This is a genomic window from Aeromonas sp. FDAARGOS 1415 (assembly GCF_019048365.1).
GTDB classification, from domain to species: Bacteria; Pseudomonadota; Gammaproteobacteria; order Enterobacterales; family Aeromonadaceae; genus Aeromonas; species Aeromonas taiwanensis.
This window is the reverse complement of sequence record NZ_CP077363.1, coordinates 103,272-115,469: the sequence shown is the minus strand read 5'-3', so window position 1 is coordinate 115,469 and position 12,198 is coordinate 103,272. Positions and strand designations below refer to the sequence as shown.

9 protein-coding genes and 2 tRNA genes are annotated in these 12,198 nt (G+C 64.1%); 5 read left to right on the top strand and 6 right to left on the bottom strand.

From position 1 onward, the window contains the following. Positions 1-7: 7 nt before the first annotated feature. Entirely contained in the window at positions 8-3,445 is a 3,438-nt protein-coding gene (locus I6L45_RS00530; protein WP_216983145.1) for a response regulator, read from the bottom strand. A 249-nt stretch (positions 3,446-3,694) separates the two neighbouring features. On the opposite strand from I6L45_RS00530, the gene I6L45_RS00525 reads away from it, so the two are divergent. Both I6L45_RS00525 and I6L45_RS00520 read left to right on the top strand, forming a co-directional pair. Next, positions 3,695-3,770: transfer RNA gene (locus tag I6L45_RS00525), tRNA-Gly, on the top strand. 56 nt (positions 3,771-3,826) lie between these two features. Further along, positions 3,827-3,900: transfer RNA gene (locus I6L45_RS00520), tRNA-Cys, on the top strand. Positions 3,901-3,966: 66 nt separating this feature from the next. Here I6L45_RS00520 and I6L45_RS00515 read toward each other — a convergent pair. Continuing rightward, positions 3,967-4,254 (bottom strand): hypothetical protein, encoded by a 288-nt coding sequence (locus I6L45_RS00515; RefSeq protein ID WP_216983144.1) that lies wholly within the window; start codon positions 4,252-4,254, stop codon positions 3,967-3,969. Positions 4,255-4,465: 211 nt separating this feature from the next. On the opposite strand from I6L45_RS00515, the gene I6L45_RS00510 reads away from it, so the two are divergent. Then, complete coding sequence (locus tag I6L45_RS00510; RefSeq protein ID WP_043758971.1) at positions 4,466-4,666, top strand: YbfA family protein; 201 nt, start codon at positions 4,466-4,468, stop codon at positions 4,664-4,666. A 107-nt stretch (positions 4,667-4,773) separates the two neighbouring features. Here I6L45_RS00510 and I6L45_RS00505 read toward each other — a convergent pair whose 3' ends face one another. From I6L45_RS00505 to I6L45_RS00490, 4 genes are all read right to left on the bottom strand, one after another. Continuing rightward, positions 4,774-7,986: a transporter substrate-binding domain-containing protein gene (locus I6L45_RS00505; RefSeq protein ID WP_216983143.1), complete on the bottom strand. Its 3,213-nt coding sequence runs from the start codon at positions 7,984-7,986 to the stop codon at positions 4,774-4,776. 162 nt (positions 7,987-8,148) lie between these two features. After that, positions 8,149-8,916: a class III extradiol ring-cleavage dioxygenase gene (locus I6L45_RS00500; protein WP_216983142.1), complete on the bottom strand. Its 768-nt coding sequence runs from the start codon at positions 8,914-8,916 to the stop codon at positions 8,149-8,151. Positions 8,917-9,141: 225 nt separating this feature from the next. Beyond that, positions 9,142-9,612, bottom strand: coding sequence for an FKBP-type peptidyl-prolyl cis-trans isomerase (locus tag I6L45_RS00495; RefSeq protein ID WP_216983141.1), 471 nt, complete (start codon positions 9,610-9,612; stop codon positions 9,142-9,144). A 138-nt stretch (positions 9,613-9,750) separates the two neighbouring features. Next, positions 9,751-10,905, bottom strand: coding sequence for a Na/Pi symporter (locus I6L45_RS00490; protein ID WP_216983140.1), 1,155 nt, complete (start codon positions 10,903-10,905; stop codon positions 9,751-9,753). Positions 10,906-11,187: 282 nt separating this feature from the next. Here I6L45_RS00490 and I6L45_RS00485 point away from each other — a divergent pair, with 282 nt between their 5' ends. Both I6L45_RS00485 and I6L45_RS00480 read left to right on the top strand, forming a co-directional pair. Further along, positions 11,188-11,499 (top strand): hypothetical protein, encoded by a 312-nt coding sequence (locus I6L45_RS00485; RefSeq protein WP_216983139.1) that lies wholly within the window; start codon positions 11,188-11,190, stop codon positions 11,497-11,499. Between the two features lie 231 nt (positions 11,500-11,730). After that, on the top strand, positions 11,731-12,195 hold the full coding sequence (locus I6L45_RS00480) for a hypothetical protein (protein WP_134695846.1): 465 nt from the start codon (positions 11,731-11,733) through the stop codon (positions 12,193-12,195). Positions 12,196-12,198 lie beyond the last annotated feature (3 nt).

Genomic DNA, 12,198 nt, shown 5'->3' with positions numbered 1-12,198 from the left:
TTGCCATTCAGCCCTTGCGGCTCGCGAGCTGGCGCAGCCGCTGGGTGCTCTGGTGCAGACTCTGCTGCTGTGCCTCGCTCAGGGGGCACTGCCTGAGGACGTACTCTGCGCTGGCCACCACCGTCTTCCAGCGCGGGGCCTTGGGCAGGGTATCCAGGCTCAGGTACTTGTCGAGGGTGCGGGTCTGGGGGCTGGACCTGTCCATGTAGACGCGCCACAGCTTGCTCTTCTCCGCCAGCACTATCTTGCCCTTGCCGGTGCTCTGCTGCCAGGTGTCCAGGGTGAGCCGCATAGTATCCACCAGGGCCCGGCGCAGGGGCTCGTCATCCTGCTGGCGGATGAGGTTGTCCGCGAGCGATCTGAACTCTCCCCCCAACCGGCTCAGCTCCCCGAGCAGTTGACCATCCTCGATGATGGCCTGGCGTGACAGGCTCTTGAGGGCGTTTTCCAGCGCCATCACCCGGTTGTCATCCTGGCGTTGCTCGGTGCTGAGGGTCAGCGCAAAGGCGTGCTGCCCGGCCAGGTTGATGGGCAGGGCGCGGGCATTGAGGCCATCTTTCTGACCCGCCACCAGGAAGTCCAGATCCTGCTCCGGGCGCGCCGTCATGTCGGGCCACTGCTGGGCCAGCGGGCTGGCCAGCCACTCGTCCAGTGGCTGCCCCTCCATGGCTTCGGGCTCCTGACCCAGCAGACGGGCCAGCGCCCGGGAAGCGAACAGCACCACGCCCTGGCCGTCGATGAAGACCATGGGGTCGGCCCCTTCCCCGAGCAGGGCCAGCAGCCGCTCCTGGTCCTGATGCAACTGCTCCTGCAACATCAGGCGGTGCTCTATCTCCTGCTTGAGCAATCGGTTCTCCACCAGGGAGGCGCGACCGGCGCTCGCCTCCAGCAGGGCCCTGACCCGGGCAAACAGCTCCTCCTTGCAGAAGGGTTTCACCAGGTAGTCGTTGGCCCCGGCGTTGAAACCCTCCTCGATATCCTTGGGCTGGTTGAGGGCGGTGAGCAGCAGCACCGGCAGCGTCTCCTTGGGGTGCTGCTGGCGCAGCCGGCGGCAGACGTCGAAGCCGGAGAGGGTCGGCATCATCACGTCCAGCAGGATGAGATCGACCGGCTCCTGGGCCAGCTTGGCGAGGGCGTCGTGGCCGTCGCTGCTCGGCAGGATGCGGTAGCCGCAGGGCTGCAGCAGGTGGCGCAGTATGTGCAGGTTGATGGGTTCGTCATCCACCACCAGGATGAGGGGGGCGCCGGGTGGCGGAGGCGGCAGATCCTCGCTCTCCCAGTCCGGCAGGGTGAGGGGCTGCTGGCGCACCAGCTGGATCTCCATCTGGCGGCTGTCCAGGGTCAGGGTGCCCGCCTTGCCGCTGGCAAGCGGCAGGGTGAAGGCGAAGGTGGAGCCGACGCTCGGTTCGCTCTCCACGAACAGTTCGCCCCCCATGAGATGCACCAGCTGGCGGGTGATGGAGAGGCCGAGGCCGGCCCCCTGTTTGCTGACCTCCGGGCTCATCTGAACCAGAGGCTCGAAGATGTGCTCCAGGTGATCCCGGGCGATGCCGATGCCGGTGTCGGTCACCTTGATGCGTAGGAAGTTGCCCTCCACCAGGGCGCTCAGCACCACCTTGCCCTGGGGGGTGTACTTGATGGCGTTGCCCACCAGGTTGTAGAGCACCTGTTCGAGGCGCTGCTCGTCCGCCAGCACCGGCGGCAGTTCGGCCGGGCTGATGTCCACCAGGGTGAGGGGCTTGGCCTGCACCAGGTGCTGGCAGAGATCCAGCACCAGCCGGATGACCCCCTTGGAGGAGACGGGCTGGGGGTGGATCTCCAGCTGGCCGTAGCGCATCTGGTGGTAGTCCAGCAGATCGTCCACGAGGCGCGCCAGGCCGTCCGCGCTCTTGATGATGAGGCCGAGCTGCTTTTGCTGCCCCTCGGTGAGATCCTGCTGGCTGGCGAGCATGGACTCCGCCATGCCCTTGATGCCGTGGATGGGGGTGCGCAGCTCGTGGGAGGTGTTGGCCAGCAGTTCGTCCTTGAGCTTGTCCGCCTGCTGCAGGCTGAGGTTCTGCTTGTGGGTCAGCTTGACCTGCTGCTGCAGCTCCTGGGTCTGGCGCTCGATGAGCTCGATCTTCTCCTTCACCGAGCGCTGCATGTGGCGAAATGCCTGGGCCAGCCGATCGATGTCGTCGTCCGTGCGATCGATGGCGATGGGGTGATCCAGGGCGCCGTCGGCCACCTGCTCCGCGGCGGCGGTGAGGGATCGCAGCGGCGCCGTGATGGAGTGGGAGAGCCAGCGGGAGAAGAGGGTCAGCAGCAGTAGGGAGGCCGCACCCAGCAGGACCACCAGGGCTTCGAGCTGGCGAATGGGGGCATAGGCTTCCCGGGTGGAGATCTCGGCGATGAAGGCCCATTCGGTATCGAACACCTTCACCTGGGTGTAGGCGGCCAGTACCTCGTCCTCGTGGTAGGAGAGAAACTGCCCGACCCCCTGCTCGCCGGAGAGGGCCTTGATGATGAGCGGCGTCTGCAGCGGCCGGAAGTCCGGGGTGAAGCTGTTCTCCACGCTGAAGCCGGGGGCGAGGGAGGCGTTGGCGCGCATCCGCTTGTCCGGGCCGATGAGGATGGTCTCGCCGGTCTCCCCGAGCCCCTCCCGCTCCGCCATGATCTGGTTGAGCTTGTCCGGCAGCAGCTCGAAGATGACCACGCCGCGCACGTAGTCGTATTGCATCACGGGGGCGGCCAGGTAGGCGACGACCTGGCCGGTCAGCTCGTTGCGGCCAAAATCGGTGAACTCGAAGATCTGCTGCGGCTTCTGGCCACCGTCGAGGCGGCGCTTGATCTTGGCGAAGGTGTTGCCAAGCCCGCTGGACTGGTAGGGGCCGGAGAGCAGGTTGGTGGCGAAGTTGGCGTGTTTGGTGACCGAATAGACCACGTCGCCGTTGAGGTCGACCAGGAAGATGTCGCTGTAGTTGGACTTGCGCACCATGTCGGCGTAGCCGCGGTGAAAACGCTGGTGGACACGGCCATACATCTCGTCCGCGAGGATGAGAGCACTGATGGAGGGCTCGATGTTGACCTGGCTGTCCGGTTGCTGCAGCTTGTCCCAGGAGCCGGGTACATAGCGGGCCTGGGCGCGGGCACGTGCCTCCTGCGGCGTGGTGCCGAGCTTCTCGAAGGCACCGGTGAAGCCGTAGAAACGGCCGATACTGTTGCCGGCAAAATCCTGCTGGGAGAAGTTGATGATCTGCTCTTTGAGGTTGCCGAAGTAATCTTCTAGCTGGCTCTTCTTGATATTGCGCACGGAGACCAGGTGGTTGGATGTCTGGGTGGTGAGATCCTTGCCGTGGCTATAGAGGAAAAACAGGGTGACGACCAGGAAGGGCACCAGGCCCAACATGAAGAAAGCCAGCATCAGCTGCGGTCGGAGCCCACGAGGCCTGAAGATCCATTTCATCGCGTGATTTTCAATTGAGAATCCGGTTACTAAGCGCGATGAGTTTCTGACTAAAGGCTAACTATTTCAATGGCTTTATCTGAAATTCGCTCGTCGGGTCACAGGGAATGGGGGGATTTTCGACCAAGACGTCTAAAGCCTGAGCAAACAGTTTTGAAAAGCGAACAAAGTCATAAAAAAGGGTTGTGCCCGGGCTCGGGGTACGTATAATGCGCCTCGTTGTCAGGCAACTGGCACGCAAGCAGTAATGCGGGAATAGCTCAGTTGGTAGAGCACGACCTTGCCAAGGTCGGGGTCGCGAGTTCGAGTCTCGTTTCCCGCTCCAATTCTCCATGGCACCAACCATGGACATCACTCTCAAGGCTCAGGCCTTGTCAGCATGGCGCGTTAGCAAAGCGGTTATGCAGCGGATTGCAAATCCGTTTAGTCCGGTTCGACTCCGGAACGTGCCTCCATCTTCTCCCTGTTTTGTCATTCGTCATCGACGATAACTCAATCGGTTTTTCCCTGTATCGCCACTGTCATTGCGACCCGGTGAGCTGTCCGCATCCCTGTCGTTGCCACTCCTTGCGCAGATAGTGCTCCATGTCGGTCAGCGCCTCCCCCCGGAACTGAAACGCCAGCTCACCGCCGTGTTCGGCCAGGGCGGTCATCCGCTGGGTCAGCAGTGCGCACTGCCACAGGCTGGGGGAAGGCGTGCCATGATAGGCGATGTCGATGGCGTCCTCGCGATTGAGCTGCCACTCCTGCCATTGTGACCAGGCGAGCAGCCCCAGTACGCTCAGGATCGCCACATCCGCGAGTTTCATCCTGTTCCCCCTGTCTGTGCTTCCTCCGTTAACTCTGGTCCAGCCGCCGCATTTTGCTACGCTTGTTGTTTTTTGGTTAAAAAATGTAACCCATTTTCATTTTCTGGCTTTAAGACCGTTTTTTTCCAAAAAAATGGCCTCATGGGTGTAGTAATCCTACAATTTGTGGCGTAATCTTTGCTCGGTGGTCTTACCAGTGAGGCGTCATATCATGTTTCATCCCTTCTCCCTGACTCAGATAATCCTTCGCCGCATCTTCGTGCTGATGGCGGGTCTGCTCGCCTTCCCGGTGATGCTGTTTCGCAGCGATCGCGCCCGTTTCTACAGCTACCTGCACCGTATCTGGAACAAGACCAGCACCAAGCCGGTGTGGCTCAAGATGAGCGAGCGAGGGGAGCGGATCTTCTACTGAGGACGCGCCAGCCAATAAAAAAGACAGCCACGGGCTGTCTTTTTTATTGGGCGCTTGCCGGGCTGATAGCCAGCGCCAATGCGCCCTGGCTATCAGCCGGTGGCCAGTCAGGGCCGATGAGCCAGGGTGGCTAGTGCCGCCCGCAGGCGGGCGAGGCCGATGGGCTTGAACAGGCAGTCGTTCATGCCGGCGGCCAGGCAGAGCTCCCGCTCACGGGGCTGGGCGTGAGCGGTGAACCCCCAGACGGGCAGCTCATGGCCACGGGCACGCAGGTTGCGCGTCAGCTCGAAGCCATCCATGACCGGCATCTGGCAGTCGGTGATGACGAGATCGAAGGGATGACTGGTGAGGGCGCGCAGGGCCTCCAGCCCGTTGGCGCGCACGCTGACGTCGTGCCCCAGGTGCTTGAGCTGCTGGCGCAGCAGGGTCTGGTTGGCGTGGTTGTCATCCACCACCAGGATGCGCAGCCGGGCCGGTGGCGTCAGGGAAGTCGGAATCGCTGCCCTGGCAGGCAGCGGGGCGTGCTCCGCCAGTGTCAGGGGCAGGCTGATCGCGAGCCGGGTGCCTTCGCCGACCCGGCTGTGGACGTTTATCTCTCCCCCCATCAGCTGGCACAGGATGCGGGCGATGTTGAGGCCCAGGCCACTACCCGGGATGTGGCCCTGGGTGTGTGCGCGGTAGAAGGGGGTGAACAGCCGGGGCAGCTTGTCTGGCGCAATGCCGGCCCCGGTGTCGGCGATGATGAGGTGCAGCACGGGCTCGGCCGGTGCACCGGCCAGGGTGGCCGCGATGCTCACCTGGCCCTGCTCGGTGAACTTGATGGCGTTGCCGATCAGGTTGAAGAGGATCTGGCGCAGGCGAAGGGGGTCGATCATCACCCTCGGCAGGGGCGGTTCGGGCAACCTCACGTCATAGGCCAGCCCCTTCTGCCCGGCCATGCCCGCGAATACCCGGGTCACCGACTGCAGCAGCGGCGTGAGCTCGCATGGCACCGGCGTCAGGGTCATCTGGCCCGCCTCTATGCTGGCGATGTCGAGGCTGTCTCCGAGCAGATCCAGCAGGCCGTTGGCGGAGTCTGCGGCGATGCGCAGCCACTCGCCGCTGCGGCGGCTGAGGGCGGGATCCTCGGTGGCGAGCTCCAGCATGCCGAGAATGGCGTTCATGGGGGTGCGGATCTCGTGGCTCAGGGTGGCGAGGAAGTCGCTCTTGGCGCGGCTGGCGCTGTCGGCCTGGAGCTTGGCCTGGCGCAGCGCCTCCTCCAGTCGCTTGCGGTCCGTGATGTCTATCCAGCCATCGATCACCCCGCTGATGACCCCGTCGCCATCGAAGTAGGGCACCATCCAGTGATAGATGTCGGTCTGCTCCCCCTGCCGGTTGAAGAGGCGATCGGCAAAGACGGGCTGCCCCTCCCGCAACACCTCGGCAAAGTCTTGTTCGAGTCTGGCGATGCTGCGGGCATCGAGCACCCCCTCCAGCCCCCGGGCGAAGGGCTGGCCCATGACGGCGTCCGGCTCTGCGCCGAGCTGGGTCAGGTACTTGCTGTTGCACAGCAGCACCTTGCCGCTCTTGTCCCGCACGACGATGGGGTGGGGCAGGCTCTCCCCAAGCGCCCGGATAAAGCGGACATGGGCCTCCAGCTGCTGGCGGGAGGCCTGCTCGGTGTGGGCGAGGCGGTTGAGCATGCGGTTGCGGTAGAGCAGCGCCAGCGCCAGGGAGAGCAGCACGACAAACACCAGGTAGAAAACGTGGGCGTGGCGCTCCATGAAGCCGGGCACCGGCAGTTTGCGGTTGCGCCACTCGTAGCGCAGCATGGCCAGCTCGTTGGGGGGAATGGCGAGCAGAGTCTTGTCGAGGATCCCCATCAGCATGTCGTGCTCCGGCAGGCTGGCAAATCCCATCCGGATCGGCTCGTCATCGGCGGGGCCGGCGATGCGCAGCCGGGCCCGGGGATCGTTCTCCAGCGCGTGACGGGCGAAGTAGAGCGGCACGATGGCGGCGTCCAGTCGCCCCCAATCGAGCGCATCCATCGCCTGGGCGGCACTCTCCACCAGAGTGATCTTGCTGCCAGTGAGCCTCTCTGCGAGCGGGGTGTGGCGCGTCATCGCCACCGTCCTGCCCGCCAGGGTCTGGAGGGAGTCGATGGCGTGCTCCTCCTGGCGAGTGAGGATCACATAGATGTTGTCGGTGGCGTAGGGAATGGAGGTGAGCAGTCCGTAGCGCTCGGCCACCTGCTGGGAGATGGCACCAATGAGATCGATGGTGCCTGACCGCAGGGCTTCTGCCAGTTGGCGTTCGGAGTCTGCGCTCACGAACTCGAAGGTGAGGCCGGTGCGTGTGCTCACCTTGGCCAGCATGTCGACCGTCATGCCGACCAGCTGGCCGTCGTGATCCAGGGCACCATAGGGGTAGAGATTGTCCATCAGCCACACCTTGACGGGGGGGGCCTGGCGCATCCAGGCCCGCTCGGCGGCGTCATAGATCTCGCCATTCCTGTCGTTCATGTCGCGAATGGGCCCGTTCCACTGGGTGAAGATGGCATTGCGGATCCCGATGTCGATCCCCTCCAGACTCTTGTCGACCAGGGCTGACAGCACAGGCTCGCCGGCCTGCATCGCGAAGCGAAAATCTGCCGGCGCGAGCTCGGGCGGGGCCTCCCCACGCTGGCGCAGGTAGTCGAAGCGCTCGCTGTTGAGGAAGTGCATGGCATGGGCGTCCCCCAGCAAGATGTCCTGACGGCCGAAGAAGACGGCGTCGAAGGCTTCCATGTTGGAGGGGTAGGTCTCCAGGGTGAGGGTGGGGTAGTAGCGCTTGAAGCGTGCCGTGTCGATCTGCCCCTGGACTGCCGCGACGCGCTGACCCGGCGCGAACAGGGGCCCCTGACGGGCTTTGGGAGCCGAGAAGACGAGAGGCGAGCTGAAATAGGGGACGCTCAGCCGGATACCGGCAGCATCGGTGTCCGCCAGCGTGAGGTTGCCAACGCTGGCAAGGTGGATCTCCCCGCGGCGCAGGGCATCGAGCAGGCTTTCCTTGTCGGGGAAGGCGCGCAGCGCCAGGGGTTTTTGCAGGGTTCTGGCCAGCACGTCGAGATAGTCGGCGGTGAGCCCCTCCACACGCTGCCGGGCGAGGATCATGCTGAACGGGCGATAGTCGTGGCGCAGGATGCCGACCCGCAGTTGGGGGGTCTGTCGCAGCCACGCCTGCTCGGCCTGGGTCCAGCGGGGCGGGAGGCTCTCGGGGGCGTGACGGCTATGGAGGGTCAGGGCCAGGGCCGGTTGCAGGCACAGCAGGCAGAGCAGGATCAGTGTTCGAAAGAGGTTCATCATGCCATCCGACGTGACAGCCATCCTTGCCAGGTCTTGTTCAAAGGCGGCCATTCTACCGGAAAACGACTATAACGAGTCCCTTATTTGGCGTGTATTCCCATAAAAGAGGCCCGGAGGGCGGATTGACCGCCGTCCGGGCGCCGTGGCCGTGCCACCCGCTCAACCGAACCGGTAGGCCCCCATGTAGAGGCTGCCGTAGTCCCAGCTGTCGTGCAGTTTTTCCGGCCTGTCCTGCCCTGCCGCTCCCAGCGCCACGAACAGCGGTCGCAGGTGATCGTCGTGGGGGTGGGATTCCACTGCCCCGGGGGCCCGGGCGCGGTAATCTTCCAGCGCCCCCTTGTCCCCCTCGCTCATGGCCTGTTCCATCCAGCGGGCGAACTGGCTCGCCCACTGGGGAACCGGGGCGCCGTCCGGTCCGAGCGCGCGCAGGTTGTGGGTCATGGCGCCGGAGGCGAGGATGCCGATCCCCTGTTCGCGCAGGCCCCGCAGGGCCTCCCCCAGCCGCCACAGCTGATCCGGGCTGAAGCTGGCCGGCAGGGAGAGCTGCACCAGGGGGATCTCGCTGTGAGGATCCATCAGGGAAAGGGGGGACCAGACGCCGTGGTCCAGCTCACGGCGCACCGGGGTGGCCGGCATGCCGGTCAGCAGCAGCTGATCGCTCACCGCTTCCTGCAGCCACTGGGGGCTGCTGGCAGGCCAGCGGATATGGTAGAGCGGCTCGGGGAAGCCATAGAAGTCGTACATCAGGGCCGGGCTGGGTTCGACGTTGATCTGCAGCTCGCTGCGGCTGAACCAGTGGGCGGAGAACACCACCAGCCCCTTGATGCCCTCGAGGCGCAGGCGCTTGAGAAACTGGGTGGCTGGCTGGTCGCGCAAGACCAGATCCGGGGCGCCGTGAGAGATGAACCAGACGGGGGCGATAGCCATGACGAGACTCCCTATGCAGTGTGCAGGTACGCGCGGCGTACCAAAGACCGGGGTCAGGGCGAGGTGCCGCTGACGATGAGGTCATTATCTGCTCACGCCATGAGGTTAACAATCCATGCTGATGTGTAATCACTGTTCACTATAGGTAGATAGTGATGGGGAGGAGGGCGGCAACGAGAGGGCCGGCGCAGTGGCCGGCCCTGGGGAAAAGGAGAGGGCGGGGTCTTACTGAATGCCCAGCAGCTCCACGTCGAAGATAAGGACGGAGCCCGGCGGGATCTTGCCGGCGGCGCGATCGCCATAGGCCAGGTTGGCGGGGATGTAGAAGCGGGTCTTCTCTCCTTCCACCATCAGCTGTACCCCTTCGGTCCAGCCCGGGATCACCTGGTTGAGGCCAAACTCGATGGGCTCGCCACGGGCGATGGAGCTGTCGAACACGGTGCCGTCCAGCAGCTTGCCTTCATAGTGCACCTTTACCTTGCTGGTGGCGGTGGGGTGAACCGTGCCGTTGCCCTTGGTGAGCACCTCGTACTGCAGGCCGGAGGCGGTGGTGGTCACCAGCGGATTGTCTTTATTGCCGGCGAGGAACTGGGCGCCGATGCGCACGTTTTCCGCGGCCAGCTTCTTGTTGTTGCTGCTGGTGAAGAAGTAGTAGGCGACACCGGCGACCAGCAGCGCGATCAGAATGAATTTCATCGAATTTCCCTTGTGAGAGCGAGAACGGCATCTTATCCCAGCCGGGGCGTCAGGGCGAGCCGGGGCGGGCAGGATGTGACCGGACTGGCAAATGAACAGGGGGAGGACAGATCCTCCCCCTCATGGTGGCAGTGGGCGTTACTTGGCGGCCACCATCATCAGGGCGGGCAGGGCGAAGAAGAGCCCGGCCACGTACCCCAGGGCAAGCAGCTTGTTCTCGCTGCCGACCCGGGCCAGGGTCTCGGCGGCCTTGATGGGCAGCTCGCGCAGGAAGGGCAGGCCATAGATGAGCGTCACGGCGAACAGGTTGAACAGCACGTGGACGAAGGCGATGGTCAGCGCCAGCTGGGCACCGGCGCCGCTGATGGCGGTGGCGGCCAGCAGAGCGGTGATGGTGGTGCCGATGTTGGCCCCCAGGGTGAAGGGGTAGAGCTGACGGGTGCTGAACAGGCCGCTCCCCGCCAGCGGGATCATCAGGCTGGTGGTGGTGGAGGAGGACTGCACCATGACGGTGACCAGAGTGCCGGAGGCGATGCCGGTCAGGGGGCCGTGGCCCAGAGCCTTGTGCAGCAGCTCCTTGGCGCGGCCTACCATGACCCGCTGCAGCACCTTGCCGAGGGTGGTGACACAGCCGAGGATCAGCAGGATGCCGATGACGATGGTGGCAATGGCGGGCCCCTTGCCCGGCAGGAAGGCGACGGCGCTGTCGATGATGTTCATGGCCGGCTCGATGAGGGGTTTCATGAAGTCCATCCCCTTCATCGACATGTCGGCGGAGCCCAGCAGCAAGCCGGACAGCCACTCGGCGCTCTTTTGCAGCAGGCCGAACATCAGCTCCAGAGGGAGGAAGATGAAGACTGCCAGCAGGTTGAAGAAGTCGTGTACCGTGGCCGCGGCGAAGGCGCGGCGAAACTCGCCCCGATCCCGGATATGGCCGAGGGAGACGATGGTGTTGGTGATGGTGGTGCCGAGGTTGGCGCCCATCACCATGGGGATGGCCATGCCCATGGGCAGGCCGCCAGCCACCAGGCCGACGATCACCGAGGTGACGGTGCTGGAGGATTGCACCAGGGCGGTGGCGAGGATCCCGAGCAGCAAGGCCACGAAGGGGTTGTTTGCGAAGGCGAAGATCTGGGCCGCACCCTCGGCGCCGCCGGAGAAGCCCTTGAAGCCGTGGGAGACGGCGCCAACGGCGACCAGGATCAGGTAGATCAGCGTGATCACCGCCAGCCAGTTGAACAGTGGGCCGGTACGGCGGGGCTGCAGTGGTGCGGAAGATGCGGTGCTGTGCATGTGGCCTCTTGGGACGTGCTGCGTTGAATTGGACGGGCGCATTACAGCAGCGCTCTATGACAGAAATATGACAAAGTGACACTTTTATGATGGTTTGATGACGGCAGGGGGATGGGCGGATCGATCGCCACCGCCTCCTTGCTGCCACCAAATGGGTCAGGAACTGTCGGATTCGCCCCCTGTGTGGAGGGTACAAGGGCGTCGTTCGAAATCGTGCTTGTACTTGGCCGTCAGGGTTATATGCTGACGATTGTCCTTTCAACCAAAGAGAGTGGTGCTGTCATGCGAGCATGGATACTGTGTCTTTCCCTCGGATTGTTGTCTGCCGGCGTCCAGGCCGAGTGCAATCTCGAGAAGGCGGCCAAGAACGAGGCCCTCAATGCAACCCTGGGGGTCAAGGGACGCTGTGATACCGACAAGCTGGTGGATCAGAAGACCAAGGATGCCAAGAAAGAAGTGAAAGAGGTGAAGAAGAACACCACCAAAGCGATCGATGACAAGACCGATGGCCTCAAGGACGCCGGCAAGGATGTGAAGAAGGTGATGAAGGATCCGGTCAAGTCGGCGGCCACCGCCGTGGTCACCAAGGGCTGAGCCGGGTGTCGGCCATTCCGGGCCGAGGCGGCACGCCGTGCGACGCAAGAAAGGGAGCCAATGGCTCCCTTTCTGTTGGGCAGCCGGCGGCTGGGCCAGAGGTCGCGCTAGAAATTGACGGAGCAAACGGGAAAAGAGGAGCCAAAAGGACATAAAGGTGCTATCCGGTGCCAGGGTTCGACCCGGGAGAGTAGACTGCGGCGCCATGTCATTAGCAATGGTGAGTCTGTCATGAAGCATGTCGTCATGAAACCCTGGTCCCTTCTCCTCCTCCCCCTGGCCTTCTGCGCCCTCCCGGCCCAGGCCAACCTCCTCTCTTCCGGTTGCAGCGCCAAGGACGTAGCCATCGGCTCGGCCGTCAACAGCGCGACCGGGGTCAACAGCCGCTGTTCGGCGGCCAGCACCAAGCAGCGGGTCGAGCATGCCGTCGACAACCCGGGGGACTACGCCAAGCGCAAGGCCGCCCAGGCCACCGGGGTGGACGACGCCTATCGCAAGGCGAAGAACACCAGGCAGCGGGTGGAGGATGCGGTCGACAACCCGGGGGACTACGCCAAGCGCAAGGCGGCCCAGGCCACCGGGGTGGACGATGCCTATCGCAAGGCGAAGAACACCAGGCAGCGGGTGGAAAACGTCGTGGACGATCCGGCCCAGGCGGCGGGCAGAGCCGTGCTGCGCCACAGCGGCGCATACTGAGCC